This is a genomic window from Shewanella sp. MF08487, assembly GCF_050848685.1.
In the GTDB taxonomy this organism is placed as follows: Bacteria; Pseudomonadota; Gammaproteobacteria; order Enterobacterales; family Shewanellaceae; genus Shewanella; species Shewanella glacialipiscicola.
Map to the genome: position 1 here is coordinate 64,770 of NZ_JBOZPB010000014.1, position 17,782 is coordinate 82,551.

A 17,782-nucleotide genomic window follows, 5' to 3' on the forward strand; every position below is an offset into this window, starting at 1 on the left:
TATCTTTGAACACAGACATAATATGTCAATAAGGACAAATATGAATATCCATACCATTGCCAACCACCTCAACAGTCTAGGCAACAATAGCCAAACTGGCTTTCAATTTGATTGTTATCCAATTGCTGGTGAAGTCGAAGTGTTGCAAGTGAATGTGGTCGGCCGTGAAGAAATCCCGGTATTTGTATCGGTAACGGACAATCAGATCCTGTGCATCAGCTATTTATGGGGCGAGAACGAAGTAAACCAAGAACGTCGCAGTGAAATGTTTGAAACTATGCTAGAGCTCAACATTCCAATGCCCTTGTCAGCCTTTGCAAAAATTGATGACAAATACGTGGTTTACGGTGCGCTATCACTACAATCTAGCATGCTCGAAATCGAGCAAGAATTAGCAGTTTTATCTGATAACTGTTTAGAAGTTATTGATGAAATGGTCGACTATCTTAAATAAGGAGCCACAAAATGGGCATTTTAAATAAAATTTTAACAGCGTTTCGCGGTGGTGCCACCGAAGTTGGCCAAAGTATCGTTGATGCAAACTCAACCCGTATTTTCGAACAGGAAGTGCGTGACGCTGAAAAGCACTTAACCAATGCTAAACGTGAACTGACTGATGTGATGGCGAAAGAAATGCAAGCCAGTCGTGAAATCGACCGCCTAAAGCGTTCTATCGCTGAACACGAAGGTTATGCAACACAAGCACTTGATAAAGGTAACGAAACCTTAGCGATTGAAATTGCTGAAAAGATTGCTCAGTTAGACCAAGAGTTGTCTGAGCAACAAAGCGCCAACGACAGCTTTAGCGCCCATGCTGCACGTTTGAAAGACTTAGTGAAGAAAACCGAGCGCCAACTGTCTGATTATCAACGTCAGTTGAGCATGGTTAAAACCACCGAAAGCGTCCAAAAAGCGACGGCAACCATTACTGACTCGTTCGCGTCTAGCAACTCTAAGCTGCTGAACGCTAAAGATTCACTAGAACGTATCAAGGCACGTCAACAACAATTTGACGACCGTTTAAAAGCGGCTGAAACCTTAGCCGATGAAAACAGTGATAAGTCGTTACAAGCCAAGCTAGCCGAAGCCGGTATTGGTGAGCAAAAGTCAAACGCAAATGCAGTGCTAGATCGAATCAAAGCACGTAAAAGCTAAGCAATGATTGACCGAATGCCGAGTCTCAGTGGGATCATCACCCCCTACTGACCTCGGCATTTTTTTGTTTCATCCTCATTAAATAAAAATGACCACTATTGCCCGTGAATATCCGCAGCCAATCAATATGAGGCCGCACTCGAGCATAGTCAGCAGGAGTCACTATGGGATTTTTCAATAGTATTTTTGATAAGAAAGCCCCGCCACAGCGTGAGCTCAATCACCCATCCCAGCTCAATGTAGGCGACATGATCTCAATCGATGATAGTTTTGCCCTGCCACCACAACTCCGTGGTCAACAATTAAGAGTCGAAGCCGTACATACTTACGAGTCTGAACGTAAACAACACTCCGAATGGTTACTCAAGGGACATGGTAGCGATACTCTCTTTTTGAGCATTGAAGAAGACGACGAAACCTATCTCGCCTTTTCGATTAAGGTTTCCCGCGCCCAAGTGGAGCAATTATTCGATCTCGAACAATTCAGCACCCTGTTCGAGGAACCGGGTCATGCCGAATTAACTACGCAAGTATTACCGGCCGAATTAGCTGAACAACTTGAACAATGGCTTGGAAAACAATATCACCAAGTGACTTTTGCCGCTTTTGGCTATTTCCATCGTCAGGATTATCGTGGCCAAAAGCCGCCACAGGATGCTAATGGCGCCACGGGTGAACCCTTCGAGTATTATTTGCTCCTCGATGACGATGAGAACCGAGCCGTCGAAGTGGAAGTCTACGAAGGTGGCGATACCGATGTCGTATTGACCTTATATCGCCCACTGACGGATATTCGCGATTACTGGCCAGCTAAATAATGCAAAAATAAGATAAAGTGCGGGCTCGCACTTTATCAATAATCCCAATACAATCTCACAAATAAGCGCGATAGAAACGATTGATAGCAATAGGTAATACGTTATGAGTAAAACCAAGCATGCTCTCCCCGAGCAATGGTTGAAAAACCAACAGGCGGCGAAAGCAACACAAGTGGCTTTCGATCTCGATGAAAAATTTCAATATTCGATTCGTAAAGCCGCGTTAGATGCAGGCGTTAGCCCTTCCGATCAAATTCGCACTATTTTGGGCTTAACGGTATCAAAACGCCCTTCTCGCCCACGTCTCACCGTGTCACTCAATGCCGACGACTACATTCAACTCGCAGAAAAGTATGGCTTAAGTGCCGATTCACAGCTCGAGATTAAACGTCGTGTACTCGATGACCTCGTCCACTTTGTTGATAAAAGCTGATACTCACATTCCACATCGGCATGCGAGCCTTAAGCTAAACGCGCTGGAGTAACGGGTATCCTACTCATAAAGAGCTCATAAAGTGTCCTTAAATTCGCTAAGTCAATTTACTCACAGTCGAAAGTCTTTTACTTTAGTGATCCGCCGCACTTAAACAGGAATGATGTTTGGCATGACAGATAAAACTCCATGGTCACTTCGCACCCTTGGGACGCCTTCTCCATTCGAAATGGCAATGATGATTTTATCTTTGCTGTCAGTGATTATTGTGCTCGTCATGACATTTGGCCGTCTGGATAGCGAAACCTACCGCTTACTCTTCTTTATTGACACCAGTATTTGCATGATTTTCATGCTTAACTTCTTTATCGGATTATTCCGCGCTCGCGATAAACTGTTTTTTATTAGACACCATTGGATTGATTTTATTGCCAGCATCCCAGCAATAGAAGCACTGCGAATGGCGCGTTTGTTCCAAATTTTGCGGGTAATCCGTCTTATCCGCATGAGTCGCTCACTGCTCCTACCGCTCATAAAACAACGCAAACAAGCCACCTTAGCCAGTTTATTGGTCGCTATGGTGACTATTTTGACCTTGGCCTCTGTCATTATACTCATCGTCGAAAGCGGCACTAAAGGTGCGAATATTCAAACCGCTGAGCAGGCAATTTGGTGGGCATTAGTGACTATCTCGACCGTGGGCTACGGCGATTATTATCCTGTGAGTACGCCAGGCCATATCATAGGCGGTATAGTGATTGTTAGCGGGGTGAGTTTTTTCGGGGTTATTTCAGGCTATATGGCGTCAGTATTTGTCGCACCCGATGAGGCTGAACGTCAGGAGCGCCACGATGCAAGTAAAGCCGAGCTAAAATCTGAGCTTGAATTAGCGTTAGCAAGAATGGAAGAAAACCAACTAAAGATGGAACAAAACCAAACGCAAATGCTCGCCAAAATAACGGAGTTGCAACAGAGTCTTGATAAAAAAATCTAACCATTAATGCCGATAAAAAAGGCCAACCCGTTATTGGATTAGGCCTGTATATCAAGCTACTACATTCAAACAACATTAACCGCTAAAAACTACCAATAGCCAAGTTGTTGTAACGCGTTGAGGCGCGTTGACTCCATTGCAAACAGCAGGCTCTGCTGTTTATCATCAAGCCACTCATGTAAATCAATATCCAACTTACGGCTCGCATGTTCTAAGGCGCTATAACACGCCAAGGTTTTAATCCCTAGGGTTAAATCAAGCCAAGGGGCGCGAAACATATCCCGCAATTTAACATCGTACAAACTACCATAAGCCTGACCGACGAGAATGCTCTCATCAAGCACTGTAGACGCTTGTAAGTAATGAGTGCTCGTCATAGAAGTATCACATGACATCACGTCAAATATGGCCTGCCAAGAAGCTTGCAGAGCACTATCAGCATGCTGGCGCAAACTTGGCGGCTTAATACTGCCAAGCTCACCCGCACTCACCTTAAGCAACTGTTCCACTACCGCTAACTGTAACTGACCGTATTCAGGCTGCTGCCAAAGTGAGCTTAATTGTTCATCGAGCTTAATATTGTCTAAGTCAAACCGTAGCTGTTGTTTTAATTGACGGCTCTGCGACTGTCGATGAAACAAACGATATTGACTACCCAGTAACGCTGTTAACGCCTGCGCTGGTTCAATAAAATCGAGTTGCTTTTCAATCAACATGAATTGACTCAAAAGCCTTGCATCCAATAAAGCAAACTGACTTAGGGTAATGCGCAGTAAACGGATACAGGCGCGCATACGCCACCAGAGTGCAATACAGGCCTCTGGCTCATGCTCATCTGCAATCATACTTTCTAATAATTGCCAGCGCTCAAGGGCGATTTCGAGTAATGTTTGACAGCTTGCGGTTAAATCGGGTGAGAGAGTCTCGCTGTGTTCGGCAAGTGGTAAAAATTCTAACGCGGTTAAGTGAAGCGGCGGAGCTTTACCGGCTAACCGATATCCTCGCTGCGCTTTACTGGCTTTACCTAAACGAACAGGCACAACACTCGCCACTTGAATGGCAAGCTTAAGTAAGGCCTCGGTATCGCCACTGAGCAGCTCGAATTCCAGTTCGCATAAAGCTTCTTGCTGACCATTGGCAGTGATTTCACCTATGTCTAAGGCGACTTCAACCAAACTATCATCTATATGAATATGCCAAGCGCGGCGATAAAAATCAGTATGGAAAATACAATCCAATTGGACTTGAGTAGAAGCTAAATCGGCATTACTCGGCCAGATACTGCTGGGGAACAGGCTTAAATTTGGGCTATCCAATTGAATGGTCACATTATACTCAGGCCGAGAATGAATCCCCCCAATGACCTGTCCCGCAGTTTTTATGGTTTGTTCTCGATGTTCATCATCGCCACGCACTCTCAGTCCCATATCCCATTGGCGCAATTGCAGATCAGGCGTATCAAAGTAACCGTTTGTTAAACGACGCTGCCCTTGAGGCACGCTATTATCGAGGCTATCTAACTTATTTATCAGGGATTGTTGATATTTTGGCAGGAAAAATAGTTTTAATTCAATCTCAGCATTCATTGCATAACCGCTCATTTTGTCATCAAATATTCATTGATACGTCATGTTTCGTTCATAATGTCACAAATGTGTCATAAAAATCCCGTAGGATTTGCTTTTGCAGTTGGTAGATAACCCGTTAGAATAACGCTGTGGTTTTTTCTTAAAAAACACAGTTTCAATATGCGGACGCTTAGGTTAACATGCGCCCGCTTTTTCCAATAATGGAACAATCTAAATAGGTAAACGGCAATGCCAGTAAACTCTATTTTGGGCGTGTTTGCAAAATCGCCAATTAAGCCCCTTCAAGAGCACATGGACAAAGTACACGATTGCGCATCGTTACTGGTCCCCTTTTTCGAAGCGACTCTCGCAGATGACTGGGACAGTGCAGTTCAATTACGTAAGCAAATTAGTTTAGCCGAGAAGCAAGCAGATTCACTAAAGCGTGAAATTCGCCTCACTCTGCCAAGCGGTTTGTTTATGCCTGTAGAACGTACCGATCTATTGGAACTATTAACCCAACAAGACAAAATCGCCAACAAGGCAAAAGATATTTCAGGCCGTGTTATCGGCCGTCAGTTGTTAATTCCTCAGATCATGCAAGTTCCTTTTATCGCTTACCTACAACGTTGTATAGATGCGGTTGCCCTTGCAAAACAAGTCATTAACGAACTCGAAGATCTACTCGAAACCGGTTTCCGTGGTCGTGAGCTCGACTTAGTGGCCAAAATGATCAACGAACTCGATATTATCGAAGAAGATACTGACGATCTACAAATTCAGTTACGCCGTCAGTTATTCGCTATGGAGTCGCAATTGAATCCTATCGATGTAATGTTCCTCTACAAAACGATTGAGTGGGTCGGTGGTCTTGCAGATCTTGCCGAACGCGTCGGTTCGCGTCTTGAGCTTATGCTGGCTCGCGTTTAATAAATTAAGGTTATCAAGGTATCAATATGGTTGATGCAGGTATTGAGGTGGCTAACGTCTTAGTCACTAATGGCCCGTGGCTTATTGCCATTGCGGCTGCATTTGGTTTTCTCATGGCATGGGGTATTGGCGCAAATGATGTCGCCAATGCGATGGGAACCTCTGTCGGTTCAAACGCAATTACAATTAAACAAGCGATTATTATCGCAATGATCTTTGAGTTTTCCGGTGCATTTTTAGCTGGGGGCGAAGTTACCAATACTATTCGTAGCGGTATTATTGATACGAGCTATTTCACTGCCACGCCTGAATTGCTGGTTTACGGCATGATAGGATCATTATTGGCGGCTGGTATTTGGCTTGTAGTCGCATCAGCTCTTGGCTGGCCAGTATCAACGACTCACTCTATTGTCGGTGCCATTATAGGTTTCGCAGCAGTGGGTGTTGGCGCAGATTCAGTCTCATGGGATAAAGTGGGTGGGATTGTAGGTTCTTGGATCGTAACCCCTGCTATTTCGGGCTTTATGGCATTCATCCTCTTCCAAAGCGTACAAAAACTTATCTTCAACACTGATGATCCTTTAAGTAATGCTAAGCGTTTCGTCCCTTTCTATATGGCATTTGCTGGTTTCATCATGTCATTAATGACAATTATGAAAGGGTTGTCTCACGTTGGTCTGCATTTCTCTATTACCGAATCTTACCTACTCGCAGCTGCTATTGCCGCCGTAGTGGGCATCACAGGTAAAATTGCCATTTCACGCTTACAAATGAGTGATAAAGCAGATCGTCAAACACAGTTCAAAAACGTTGAAAAAGTATTTGCGATCCTGATGGTACTGACAGCCTGTTGTATGGCTTTTGCCCATGGTTCAAACGATGTAGCAAATGCGATTGGCCCATTAGCTGCGGTTGTGGCTGTAGTGAATAGTGGTGGTGAAATTGCAGCTAAATCAGCTCTAGTCTGGTGGATTTTACCTTTAGGTGCCGTAGGTATTGTGATGGGTCTGGCTATTTTTGGTCAGCGTGTAATGCAAACTATCGGCAAAAACATCACTCACTTGACGCCAAGTCGTGGCTTTGCAGCAGAATTAGCCGCGGCAACCACTGTCGTTATCGCTTCAAGCACTGGTTTACCTATTTCGACCACACAAACCTTAGTGGGTGCGGTATTAGGTGTAGGTATGGCTCGTGGTATCGCAGCTATCAATATCGGTGTAGTACGTAATATTGTTGTCTCTTGGGTAGTAACTCTACCTGCAGGAGCGGGTTTATCTATTATCTTCTTCTTTATAATTAAAGGTGTCTTTAATTAATAAGTCTCGCAGGGGCGCTTATAACGAGTAAGTCATCCCAACACCGAGGGCAAGAAGATTGTAGAAACGTGCGCATTAAATTGGAATATACATAGCATGGATGCAGTAAAGTAGAGGGAAGTCTATGACTTCCCTCTTGCATTACAGGCCTCAAATCCATAGCATGTGCAGACTATTTCGTTGATGAGAATACAAAAGTGTTTAGACTCCTTACTCTGGTAGGAATGATGTTACTGTCTTCCAACCTGCTGGCCGAAGGCCAATCCCGTTACATATCAGATAATGTGTTTCTTTATCTTCTAGGCGGCCCAGGTACTGAGTTTCGAATAGTAGGATCAATCGAAGCTGGGCAACCTGTGACACTGCTCAATGAAACTCAGGGCGATTATTCCAAAATAATCGATCATAAAAATCGCGAAGGCTGGGTGCAAACGAGCTTAATTAGCTCAACTCAAAGTTTTCGTGAACAAGTGCCAGCCTTAACCGCTGAATTAACCCAAGCTAAGGCTAAATTGACCGAAGTGTTAGGATCAACGGATAACCACGCTGACGAAGTTACCGAGCTAAAAGCTAAGTTAATAGAGCTAGAAAGCAACCTAGCCACCACCACCCAAGAACGTGACAAGCTCAAAGTAGCCTTAGATCGCACCGCACAAGATGAACGTTTCGAATTATGGCGTCAAGGCGGATTAATTGCTGGTATGGGCTTGCTCGTAGGGATTGTTTTAGTTTATTTACCTAGACCACAGCGTCGCAATAAAAAGCGCTGGATGTAGTCTAATACGCTTTTCTTTAGTCACTAAAGCCAGTGTTTTTAAACACTGGCTTTTTTGTCAACTCCGCATTACATCTGGCTATTAACAAACCCGTCAAACAAGCCTTACAATTACTCACACTATGGTGTTGTCCGTCACATTTTGGTTGTATAATCGGCGCGCGCAAACCTTCATATTGTATACAAAATACTAAATGCGTTTAGCGCCTCCCCATTTGTTTCAACAATAACGCCCTAAAAACGGCCAAGATGGAAGCGATTACTATGTTCAAAGCGAGTGAAGTGCTGGCAGGCCGCTACGATTCTGCCAATCTCGACGAACTGTTCCAAGCTGTCAGCGATAACTATATTGTCGACGAAGAACAATACTTGTCAGAGCTAATCAAACTAGTTCCCTCCAGTGATGAAACCATAGAGCGTGTCACTCGTCGCGCCCACGAACTGGTCAGTAAAGTTCGTCAATTCGATAAAAAAGGCTTAATGGTCGGTATAGACGCCTTTCTGCAACAGTACAGCTTAGAAACGCAGGAAGGGATTATCCTAATGTGTTTAGCCGAAGCGTTGTTACGTATTCCCGATGCAGCCACTACAGATGCACTGATTGAAGATAAGCTTTCAGGGGCTAAGTGGGATGAGCACATGAGCAAGAGTGACTCAGTGCTGGTTAACGCATCAACTTGGGGGCTGATGCTCACAGGCAAAATCGTTAAGCTGGATAAAAAAATCGATGGTACCCCGAGCAACTTACTGAGCCGTTTAGTCAATCGCCTCGGCGAACCGGTGATCCGCCAAGCCATGATGGCTGCAATGAAGATCATGGGTAAGCAGTTCGTGTTAGGGCGCAATATGAAAGAAGCCCTTAAAAACAGCGAAGACAAACGTAAACTCGGTTATACCCACTCCTACGATATGCTCGGTGAAGCGGCATTAACCCGTAAAGATGCTGATAAATATTTTACCGATTACGCCAATGCTATCACAGAGCTGGGGGCGCAAAACTATAACGAAAATGAATCACCGCGACCAACTATCTCAATCAAACTATCGGCGTTGCATCCACGCTATGAAGTCGCGAATGAAGATCGCGTTTTAACTGAATTATATGACACCGTTATTCGCCTGATTAAATTAGCGCGCGGCTTAAATATCGGTATTTCTATCGATGCTGAAGAAGTCGATCGCCTCGAATTGTCACTAAAGCTGTTCCAAAAACTGTTTAATTCAGAAGCGGCAAAAGGCTGGGGATTACTCGGCATTGTGGTTCAAGCTTACTCTAAGCGTGCCCTACCTGTGCTGGTTTGGTTAACCCGTCTTGCAAAAGAGCAAGGGGACGAAATTCCCTTACGTCTGGTAAAAGGCGCCTATTGGGATAGCGAACTTAAATGGGCCCAACAAGCTGGCGAAGCCGCTTACCCACTTTACACTCGCAAAGCCGGTACTGACGTTTCTTATCTCGCCTGCGCCCGCTACTTGTTATCGGATGCGACCAGCGGCGCTATATACCCACAGTTTGCTAGCCACAATGCGCAAACCGTTGCTGCGATTGCAGATATGGCGGGCGAACGTCACCATGAGTTCCAACGCTTACACGGTATGGGGCAAGAGTTGTACGACACCATTTTGTCGGAAGCTGGCGCCAAATCGGTACGTATTTATGCGCCCATCGGTGCCCATAAGGATCTACTGCCCTACTTAGTGCGTCGTCTGCTGGAAAACGGGGCCAACACTTCGTTCGTCCACAAGCTCGTCGATCCTAAAACCCCAATCGACTCATTAGTGGTGCATCCACTAACAACGCTGACGGGCTATAAAACCCTGGCTAACAAAAAAATCGTTTTGCCTGCCGATATATTCGGTAGCGATCGCAAAAACTCCAAGGGACTCAATATGAACATTATTTCCGAATCTGAGCCATTTTTCGCCGCATTAGAGCATTTTAAAGATACCCAATGGCAAGCAGGTCCTCTGGTTAACGGTAAAACCTTAACTGGCGAGTACAAGACCGTTGTTAGTCCATACGACACCACTCAAACCGTAGGTCAAGTGGCCTTTGCCGACGATGCTGCCATAGAGTTAGCACTGGCGTCTGCTGACGCGGCATTTGCTTCGTGGACGCGTACGCCTGTAGAAATTCGCGCCTCTGCGCTGCAAAAATTAGCTGATTTATTAGAAGAAAACCGCGAAGAGTTAATTGCCCTTTGTACCCGTGAAGCGGGCAAGAGCATTCAAGATGGTATCGATGAAGTGCGTGAAGCTGTTGATTTCTGTCGTTACTACGCAGTACAAGCCAAGAAGATGATGGCAAAACCTGAACTGCTTCCAGGCCCAACGGGTGAATTAAACGAACTGTTCCTCCAAGGCCGCGGTGTATTCGTGTGCATTAGCCCATGGAACTTCCCACTAGCAATTTTCTTAGGTCAAGTTTCTGCGGCGTTAGCGGCAGGCAATACCGTTATTGCTAAACCTGCGGAGCAAACCTCAATTATTGGTTACCGTGCGGTGCAGCTGGCTCACCAAGCCGGTATTCCTGTTGAAGTACTGCAATTCTTACCAGGTACTGGTGTGACTGTGGGTAGCGCAATTACGGCCGATGAACGTATCGGTGGCGTGTGCTTTACCGGTTCAACTGGCACGGCAAAACTGATTAACCGCACACTCGCCAACCGCGAAGGCGCGATTATTCCATTAATCGCCGAAACGGGCGGTCAAAATGCCATGGTAGTGGACTCAACCTCTCAACCTGAGCAAGTAGTTAACGATGTGGTGTCATCGTCATTCACCAGCGCGGGTCAACGCTGCTCAGCGCTGCGAGTGCTCTTCTTGCAAGAAGATATAGCCGATCGCGTTATTGAAGTATTGCAAGGCGCGATGGACGAATTAGTCATTGGTAACCCAAGTTCAGTTAAAACTGACGTGGGTCCAGTGATTGACGCCACAGCAAAAGCCAACTTAGATGCGCATATCGACCATATCAAGCAAGTCGGTAAGCTTATCAAGCAAATGCCGCTGCCTGCGGGCACTGAAAACGGCCATTTTGTATCACCTACGGCGGTTGAAATTGATTCGATTAAAACACTTGAGAAAGAACACTTCGGCCCAATCCTGCACGTTATTCGCTACAAGGCGGCAGAACTTAGCCAAGTGATTAATGAAATCAATAGCACAGGCTTTGGTTTAACGCTGGGCATTCATAGCCGTAACGAAGGCCATGCATTAGAAGTCGCGGATAAAGTGAATGTAGGTAACGTGTATATTAACCGTAACCAAATCGGCGCAGTGGTTGGCGTACAACCTTTTGGTGGCCAAGGTTTGTCAGGTACTGGTCCTAAAGCCGGTGGTCCGCACTACTTAACCCGTTTTGTGACCGAAAAGACTCGCACTAACAACATCACCGCCATTGGTGGTAACGCGACCTTGCTATCATTGGGTGACGGTGACGAATAAACTCACTGCATCTTTGTGTTAAATAGTCGCGATATTTTTTGGTATCGCTCTGAAATATCGTGACTATCAAAACTAATCGCTAAGCCATTAAAAAAGCCAGACTATCGTCTGGCTTTTTTACTTTAAATCAATCGCATAACCCAACACTACGTTTAAGACTTCGATAACCACTACAGATCTGCTATTTCGCTGTGCTTAACTAAGTGTAAGTGCTATTGAACCAAAACTGCATCACATATCGGTCATTAATACCGGCTGACCAAAACCTTTGAGTTCGGCATGGGATGATGCAAAATATTGCTGCCAAAACTGCTTTAACGGCAACATGACTTGGCCACCACGAAATCCTTTTGACGTTGCCGGAACCCAGCCTGCACCTAGAACATAAATATCTGCCTGCTTAAAATCACTGAGCATATTGGCTTTAGTAATTTTTTGCATTTCTTGCTCAGGAGCAATAACTTTTAAGGCATTTTTACTGTAAAAGCTGGTGACATCCGAGTTCTCAACCATATCAGAGACCAATAACAACACTCGTCGCCCTTCGTTATCAGCTGCCACTTGCGGCGCTATTACTTGCGAAAGGTTGCTGAGGATTTCCGTTTTGGGTAAATCCACATCATCAGCTTTAAAAGCATGTTTGATATGAGCATCAATTTTACTCTTAACAAACTGAGCCTGTTTATTCATGCAGCTATCAAAGGTCATCAAGTTTTTCTTTGAAACATCATCTCTATCAGCAATGTTGGTGTCCAATCGGCCACTAAACAAGACATCGGTATAATAATCTTTCACATAAGCACTAAAACTGATGATGGTGATTTTGTCGCCTGGCTGAAGAAAAAGATGTACCTTTTCATGTACTGATTGTTTGATATTAAGATCAGGGGAAAAGGTGCCATCGATTGCCACAAATAAGTGCCGCCCTGATACTGATGTCGCGGTACTGGGATCAATTTTGGCAAACTCGTAGCAACTTTTAATGTCATTTCTCTCGGCAGCGATGAGCGGTAAGCTCGCAGAAATAGCGAAAGACCCCAATAGGCCACCGATAACGAACTTAGCGAGCTTTGTCACGCATGCCATTAACTTAATTCTCCCAGCAACTCTTTGCGTAAACGATCACGCATCTGCTCTTCCGTTTCAGCTACCTTTGGTGGTGGCGCCATTTCAGCAAGCAATTCTTGGCGAATACGCTGCTCAGCTTGCTCTGGTGTTTCTACTTGAGCTGCGGCTTTAGCTTCTGCTGCTTGCTTTGCAGCTGCATCGGCAATCAACTCAGCTTTAAGTCTGGCTGCCATTTGTTCTGGCGACTCAGTGACAACATCGTCGATGATCCTTGCCGCAGCGACTTTTTCTGCCGCGGCAGGTGTATTTTTCAGCGCCTGATGACTCGCTAACGTTTGATGCTCGCGTAACCGTACCGATTGATCATAGCGATTTTCCGCATTACCTAAGTCTTCCATATACATCAAGAATGAACGATCGCCACAGGCTTCTAATACTTGCAAGACTTTAGGATCTTGGCAGTTAATCTCAGCCTTTTGATTCATTCTTTGTTGTAAGTTGGTTAAGCGTTTTTGCGCCACACGTGCAACTTGCTGCTTTAAGCGTGAATAATGCGTCTTAAACTCACGCTCACTCTTAAAGTTACCGATTTCTTTACGGGCATCTTTAGAATGCTTACCTGCAAATCCGGTTTTAAAACCAATCAAAATACCGAAAATTTGTAACAGTACAAACAAGAATGCGAGGAAGATGAAGGTTCCCCAACCACCTTTCTGTTCACGTTCCCAAATATCTCCGCCCGCTTTATCGTCGGCACTTTTCGCTTCTTCGACTAAAAATGCGGGCGGCGCTTCAGCGTAGGGATCTTGAGTTTGATACATTTCACCGGAAGTTTTTATCAACACTTCGTCAATGTGCATTTTTTCAAGCACTTGACCACGAACATACGTCGCCAAGACTGCAATGACAATAATCGCAATCGCGGTAACCGCCGTGATGAAATAACGGGGTTTAACTTCAGCATTTGTAGAAATCCGATTAATAACTTGTTTGTATTGCGGCTCGTCATCATCGTCAAAGGTTTTATCTAAATTAATACGGGTATTAGGGGCTAGTTCTGGGGTGGCTTTATCACGATTTTTAGCATTTTTCCACCATACCTTTGCTTTTTTAATCAGCGAGTTGGCATGTAACTCATGCCCAGTAAAGTGAGTTAAACCAACCAGTAAAACTGAAATGATAAAAGCAATACCCACAGCACCTTGCTGTTGCAATTTTTCTGATGCGCCAGGGATAGTGAAACCAGACAGCACATAACTAAATCCCATCGCCTCCACAAAAACCAAGGCGGCGATCAGGACCCAACCTAAAATGTGTAAGTTATTGCGACCGTTCTCAGTCACTTTACCTAAGTAATCTTGGCTTTTACTGAATAACTCTTCGTCTTTATTCACTTTCTCGTAATGAGCGGCAAAGTCGGTACACAGCGCGACTTCGGTGTTCAGCCAATCTTTATCGTAAATCTTAACTTGAGTTTCATAATCTTTCGCTAGGCGACGTTCCTTACCGATCAATGGGAAGGCATACCACATATTGAGCCACCAAAAGCTCACTTTATCCCACCAAATAGTCATCACGACCACTAAGACCATTAAAGACAGTAACAGCGACACTAACGCGCGATACTCGTTAAACAGCGTAGACACCAAATCCATTTCTAACTCCTAAGCGCGTTTCTTATAACAATTTTGGTTCAAAATCGGCTTCATAAACCGCTTTATTCTTCTCGTAATACAGTTTGCCGGCAATCGCAGCAGCTGAACGATCAATGGGCATCACTAAATCCATGCAGCGCACTGGCGAGTCTTTCTCACTTGTAAACACTCGATATAACAAACCTTTATCGCCATAATAAGTTTCTACATGACTAGTCAGTTGATAATTAGGTGCGTCTTTGCTTGAACCTTTATAGTTCTTCCAAATATTTACCTTGGGTGCAGAGACCGCTGTGCCACTGTCCTTAATGACAGCCACCGGTGTTAAACCAATATAATGGCCGTTAACCTTACTAACCCAAACCGTCCCGTTCATGCCGGGTAAGTAATCTGCGGTGTTGTAATCATTACGATTGTAGCTCTCACCCGTAGATAAACTCTTCACATCGCCCGTCACCCGAGGCCCTTCTACAGCGCAGTTTAAACTGGATATTTCTGACGCATAGGCCTTACTGAATAATGCAAAACCGCTCTCTTTTTTAACTCCCACTAATTGTGCAAAGTTAGTCGAGGCGTCTGCCATTTTTTTGCCACCAAAATCAACGAGGGCTTGTTGCTGCTTTACGGGCTCAAGTAATTTCACTATTTCAGACGGCGTCATTTCGATTGATGCAGACTCTGCGGTCGATGAGCTTGGGGTAGAAGTAGTTTGAGCGGCTTCTTTTGTCGATTGAACCGTAGCCACTTTATCCTGCGAACGGCGGGATAAATAACTCAAATTCGTTTTTTGCTTATAGGAGTAAGCCAATAATTGATCCGGTTTACCCTCGATTTCAACAATCTCAACGCGGCGGTTTTTAGCCTTACCCACATCATCACTGTTGACGGCAACCGGTTGTGATTCGCCCGCACCTTGGAAGAATAATCGTTCTGTCGGAATCCCCGCTTGATTAAAAAGCGTTGCGACATAGCGCGCTCTTGCTTCGCTGAGTTCCTGATTTAGCGCCTCTCCACCACTGGCATCTGTGTGCCCAGTAATCAAGATATTTTGTTTAGAATCTTTATAAATAGCAGCGAGTTTTTGAAACTTTTGTTTAGCCGTTGCCGTGGCTTCAGCGGATCCCGAAGCAAACATCACCTCATTACTCGAAACGGTGGCAGCCATACCCACAACTTGATAATCAGCATACTTTTGCTGCTCATCCTTAGACATTGTCTGCTCAGGAGAACTAATCAACAGGCTGCTTTGTTGCGTATCACTGTCCTTTGAAGCACTAATTGAGGTGAATTGAATATCGAGGTTTTCAGTTTTGGCTAATTGTTCTAACGCTTCACGTTTCTTCTGAAAATCATAACCGACGGTACAACCTATCGCTGCGCCTGCAGCGCCGCCATAAACCATGCCTTTCTTCCCACCCAAATAATTACCAATCAGTACGCCTAAACCTGTACCAACGGCGCAACCAATAACAGTTTCTTTATTATTTTCGACAGATTGAGTGATTGCACAACTACTGAGCGATAATACGCCAGCAATGGCTAGCGATATGGATTTGAAATTGAACGTCATCGTCATCCCTAACTTTTTTAAAATTCAAACGGAATTCTATACATAAAATAAGTTAGGGATTAGAGTGAATTAGCCTTAAAAAGTCAATCTAAAGTTGACAATTATGTAATCAAAACATTAATTAAAGCTGCAATTTGTAAGTAATTTTCTACCTAAAATAGCTTTAATGACCGATGCCTAAGCGTTTGCAAAACAGTTTAATGTGAACTCTTAAACACTATCAAAAAAAATTATCCAAGGTCGTCGTTTCTCTGTTGCGCCGACTCTTTCAAACAGCCCATAATTAGCACCTGACGCTGTTCTCGTTTTATCTCATGTTAATTTTATTAAGGTTGCTATGACATTTTCGCTGTTAGATATTTCTGCATTGATGTGGTTTATCGTTTCTTGGGCTGGCTATACCGCCTTTGCCCGTATTAAGGCGAAAGATACTGATTGTATTGCCCGTGGCCTGAATAAGCATAGAATTTATTGGATGCTTGAGGTAATGACCCGTAATGTGCGTGTTGGTGATGCTGCGCTACTGGCCAACCTTGAACGAAATATTGCTTTTTTTGCCTCAACAACCCTATTTGTTCTCGCGGGTGTGCTGACTTTATTTGCCCAAGTTGAACGGTTAGAGAGCGTGATATCGACGATTCCTTTCGCTGCACCCCCCAATCATTCACTGGTGCAAGTCAAACTTGCCCTATTAGTTGGCATCTTTGTGATGGCCTTCTTCCAGTTTACTTGGTCAATGCGCCAATATGGGTTTGTGAATGTCATGATTGGTGCGGGGCCATTAGACAGCGATGGCTCAAACGATAATCTCAAAGCCTACGCAAGACAAATGGCAACGGTACAAGATCAAGCCGCACACTCCTATAACTATGGGTTGCGTGCCTATTATTTCTCGATGGCGGTATTGTGCTGGTTTGTACACCCAATATTGTTTATCTCAGCGAGTTTATTTGTGGTGGCAACTTTATATCGCCGCGAGTTCAAGTCCCGCGCGGTTACTGCTATTACAGCAGCACAAGGCTACTTACTGGTAGAAAGCCAAATAAGAGGAGACTCGCACGATCATCATAGCTAATTACATTCGCTAATTAGCGCGTGTTCAAGGTTTTCATTATTGTCCTATACTGCTGTTACCGTAACTAAATGATAGGAAAGCACAATGAATGAGAACTTACTGACCTTAGATGAAGTATGCAAAATGCTCGATAAGACACCAGCAACGATCAAACGCTTTGCGCGGGAAAGCTTACTATCGAGCGTGCAAGAAGGTGGCGAATTAAAATTCAACGAGGCTGAAGTAAAACGTTATCTTTCATTTTCGCAACGCTTAGGTTAATCGTTAATATCTGGCAGAGTCGCTCTTTAATATTTTGTGCAGATAGGTAAGTATTGCGAGCTTATCGGCAATATTAGTACTTAATTAGCAAGCCCCAATCATCTTGGGGGATATCATTTTTTAAGCCCGTTAGCCTTCAAAGTTTGAGAGAGTTGTCGATAGGATAAAAGCTCCCGCTGCGCTTCACATAAACCTAAGTCGGTAGCAAGTTGCAGTAATTGCGCTTCAAACTCAGGCAGCAGAGCTTCATCATCCGTCATAATCGCCAGCTCAGCAAAATCCCCTAGCCCATCGAGATAGTCCAGTGTTAGATGAAATTTACCGAGAAAATAAATACTACGGCGCTTTTTGATTTCAAGTACACACTCGTAACCTAAGGTATGCAGCATACTCTTAGCCTTAGTCGCATCTGTGATATTAACGGCTTCACAGCGGTCTTTTTCAGGGCCTTTGACTATCCACAGCATAATGCCCGATGGCTGCATCTCACGGATACACAAACTCTTGTACCCACTTATCAGTGAGTGTGACGCTAAATCAAAGTAACAGTCATGTTCTAGATTATCTTCGAGCATGACCTCGGGGTTTCTTGTTTGCAAAACCGCAAAAAAGGTATCTCGATCCACTAAACGATATTTAAGCTCAACCTCAAATTTGCCACTAAAGTGGGCATTAATTTGTGGGGCAAAGGCGACTGGCATTGCAGGGTTCATCGACACG

General features: G+C 44.5%; 16 protein-coding genes. 11 read left to right on the plus strand and 5 right to left on the minus strand.

Annotated elements, in window-relative coordinates:
* Positions 1-40 precede the first annotated feature (40 nt).
* The 5 genes from ACRN9H_RS11305 to ACRN9H_RS11325 all read left to right on the plus strand — a co-directional run bounded on the left by ACRN9H_RS11305 (position 41) and on the right by ACRN9H_RS11325 (position 3,400).
* Positions 41-454 carry a YjfI family protein gene (locus ACRN9H_RS11305; RefSeq protein ID WP_432313732.1) on the plus strand — a complete coding sequence of 138 codons (414 nt, stop codon included), beginning with the start codon at positions 41-43 and terminating at the stop codon, positions 452-454.
* A gap of 11 nt (positions 455-465) precedes the next feature.
* The gene (locus ACRN9H_RS11310; protein WP_432313733.1) at positions 466-1,155 is read left to right on the plus strand and encodes a PspA/IM30 family protein; all 690 of its coding nucleotides are present in this window, start codon (positions 466-468) and stop codon (positions 1,153-1,155) included.
* 164 nt (positions 1,156-1,319) lie between these two features.
* On the plus strand, positions 1,320-1,973 hold the full coding sequence (locus ACRN9H_RS11315; protein WP_432313734.1) for a hypothetical protein: 654 nt from the start codon (positions 1,320-1,322) through the stop codon (positions 1,971-1,973).
* 103 nt (positions 1,974-2,076) lie between these two features.
* Positions 2,077-2,406: a hypothetical protein gene (locus ACRN9H_RS11320; protein ID WP_432313736.1), complete on the plus strand. Its 330-nt coding sequence runs from the start codon at positions 2,077-2,079 to the stop codon at positions 2,404-2,406.
* Between the two features lie 172 nt (positions 2,407-2,578).
* A complete protein-coding gene (locus ACRN9H_RS11325; protein ID WP_432313738.1) occupies positions 2,579-3,400 on the plus strand; it encodes an ion transporter in 822 nt (273 codons plus the stop codon).
* An 89-nt stretch (positions 3,401-3,489) separates the two neighbouring features.
* Here the strand turns inward: ACRN9H_RS11325 and ACRN9H_RS11330 are convergent, their stop codons facing one another.
* On the minus strand, positions 3,490-4,986 hold the full coding sequence (locus ACRN9H_RS11330; protein ID WP_432313788.1) for an inorganic triphosphatase: 1,497 nt from the start codon (positions 4,984-4,986) through the stop codon (positions 3,490-3,492).
* A gap of 231 nt (positions 4,987-5,217) precedes the next feature.
* On the opposite strand from ACRN9H_RS11330, the gene ACRN9H_RS11335 reads away from it, so the two are divergent.
* From ACRN9H_RS11335 to putA, 4 genes are all read left to right on the plus strand, one after another.
* On the plus strand, positions 5,218-5,898 hold the full coding sequence (locus tag ACRN9H_RS11335) for a TIGR00153 family protein (protein WP_220772565.1): 681 nt from the start codon (positions 5,218-5,220) through the stop codon (positions 5,896-5,898).
* A gap of 26 nt (positions 5,899-5,924) precedes the next feature.
* Positions 5,925-7,214 carry an inorganic phosphate transporter gene (locus ACRN9H_RS11340; protein WP_432313740.1) on the plus strand — a complete coding sequence of 430 codons (1,290 nt, stop codon included), beginning with the start codon at positions 5,925-5,927 and terminating at the stop codon, positions 7,212-7,214.
* Positions 7,215-7,441: 227 nt separating this feature from the next.
* Entirely contained in the window at positions 7,442-7,990 is a 549-nt protein-coding gene (locus ACRN9H_RS11345; protein ID WP_432313742.1) for a TIGR04211 family SH3 domain-containing protein, read from the plus strand.
* Positions 7,991-8,238: 248 nt separating this feature from the next.
* Entirely contained in the window at positions 8,239-11,433 is a 3,195-nt protein-coding gene (gene putA / locus ACRN9H_RS11350) for a bifunctional proline dehydrogenase/L-glutamate gamma-semialdehyde dehydrogenase PutA (protein ID WP_432313744.1), read from the plus strand.
* Positions 11,434-11,664: 231 nt separating this feature from the next.
* Here putA and ACRN9H_RS11355 read toward each other — a convergent pair whose 3' ends face one another.
* The 3 genes from ACRN9H_RS11355 to ACRN9H_RS11365 are packed head-to-tail and all read right to left on the minus strand — an operon-like array spanning position 11,665 to position 15,726.
* Positions 11,665-12,519 carry a hypothetical protein gene (locus tag ACRN9H_RS11355; protein WP_432313746.1) on the minus strand — a complete coding sequence of 285 codons (855 nt, stop codon included), beginning with the start codon at positions 12,517-12,519 and terminating at the stop codon, positions 11,665-11,667.
* Positions 12,519-14,156 (minus strand): hypothetical protein, encoded by a 1,638-nt coding sequence (locus ACRN9H_RS11360; protein ID WP_432313748.1) that lies wholly within the window; start codon positions 14,154-14,156, stop codon positions 12,519-12,521. Before ACRN9H_RS11360 ends, ACRN9H_RS11355 begins: the two co-directional genes overlap by 1 nt.
* Before the next feature lie 22 nt (positions 14,157-14,178).
* Positions 14,179-15,726, minus strand: a complete 1,548-nt coding sequence (locus ACRN9H_RS11365; protein WP_432313749.1) for an OmpA family protein — start codon at positions 15,724-15,726, stop codon at positions 14,179-14,181.
* A gap of 337 nt (positions 15,727-16,063) precedes the next feature.
* Between ACRN9H_RS11365 and ACRN9H_RS11370 the strand changes: the two genes are divergently transcribed.
* Both ACRN9H_RS11370 and ACRN9H_RS11375 read left to right on the plus strand, forming a co-directional pair.
* A complete protein-coding gene (locus ACRN9H_RS11370) occupies positions 16,064-16,801 on the plus strand; it encodes a DUF599 domain-containing protein (RefSeq protein WP_248938023.1) in 738 nt (245 codons plus the stop codon).
* A gap of 84 nt (positions 16,802-16,885) precedes the next feature.
* A complete protein-coding gene (locus tag ACRN9H_RS11375; RefSeq protein ID WP_432313751.1) occupies positions 16,886-17,062 on the plus strand; it encodes a helix-turn-helix domain-containing protein in 177 nt (58 codons plus the stop codon).
* A gap of 113 nt (positions 17,063-17,175) precedes the next feature.
* Here ACRN9H_RS11375 and ACRN9H_RS11380 read toward each other — a convergent pair whose 3' ends face one another.
* Positions 17,176-17,775, minus strand: coding sequence for a class IV adenylate cyclase (locus tag ACRN9H_RS11380; protein WP_432313753.1), 600 nt, complete (start codon positions 17,773-17,775; stop codon positions 17,176-17,178).
* Positions 17,776-17,782: the final 7 nt, after the last annotated feature.

Bases quoted from the DNA above. Each gene is read 5' to 3' on its own strand.
- ACRN9H_RS11305 (WP_432313732.1), top strand. From the start codon at position 41: ATGAATATCCATACCATTGCCAACCACCTCAACAGTCTAGGCAACAAT.
- ACRN9H_RS11310 (WP_432313733.1), top strand. From the start codon at position 466: ATGGGCATTTTAAATAAAATTTTAACAGCGTTTCGCGGTGGTGCCACC.
- ACRN9H_RS11315 (WP_432313734.1), top strand. From the start codon at position 1,320: ATGGGATTTTTCAATAGTATTTTTGATAAGAAAGCCCCGCCACAGCGT.
- ACRN9H_RS11320 (WP_432313736.1), top strand. From the start codon at position 2,077: ATGAGTAAAACCAAGCATGCTCTCCCCGAGCAATGGTTGAAAAACCAA.
- ACRN9H_RS11325 (WP_432313738.1), top strand. From the start codon at position 2,579: ATGACAGATAAAACTCCATGGTCACTTCGCACCCTTGGGACGCCTTCT.
- ACRN9H_RS11330 (WP_432313788.1), bottom strand. From the start codon at position 4,986: ATGAATGCTGAGATTGAATTAAAACTATTTTTCCTGCCAAAATATCAA.
- ACRN9H_RS11335 (WP_220772565.1), top strand. From the start codon at position 5,218: ATGCCAGTAAACTCTATTTTGGGCGTGTTTGCAAAATCGCCAATTAAG.
- ACRN9H_RS11340 (WP_432313740.1), top strand. From the start codon at position 5,925: ATGGTTGATGCAGGTATTGAGGTGGCTAACGTCTTAGTCACTAATGGC.
- ACRN9H_RS11345 (WP_432313742.1), top strand. From the start codon at position 7,442: ATGTTACTGTCTTCCAACCTGCTGGCCGAAGGCCAATCCCGTTACATA.
- putA (WP_432313744.1), top strand. From the start codon at position 8,239: ATGGAAGCGATTACTATGTTCAAAGCGAGTGAAGTGCTGGCAGGCCGC.
- ACRN9H_RS11355 (WP_432313746.1), bottom strand. From the start codon at position 12,519: ATGGCATGCGTGACAAAGCTCGCTAAGTTCGTTATCGGTGGCCTATTG.
- ACRN9H_RS11360 (WP_432313748.1), bottom strand. From the start codon at position 14,156: ATGGATTTGGTGTCTACGCTGTTTAACGAGTATCGCGCGTTAGTGTCG.
- ACRN9H_RS11365 (WP_432313749.1), bottom strand. From the start codon at position 15,726: ATGACGTTCAATTTCAAATCCATATCGCTAGCCATTGCTGGCGTATTA.
- ACRN9H_RS11370 (WP_248938023.1), top strand. From the start codon at position 16,064: ATGACATTTTCGCTGTTAGATATTTCTGCATTGATGTGGTTTATCGTT.
- ACRN9H_RS11375 (WP_432313751.1), top strand. From the start codon at position 16,886: ATGAATGAGAACTTACTGACCTTAGATGAAGTATGCAAAATGCTCGAT.
- ACRN9H_RS11380 (WP_432313753.1), bottom strand. From the start codon at position 17,775: ATGAACCCTGCAATGCCAGTCGCCTTTGCCCCACAAATTAATGCCCAC.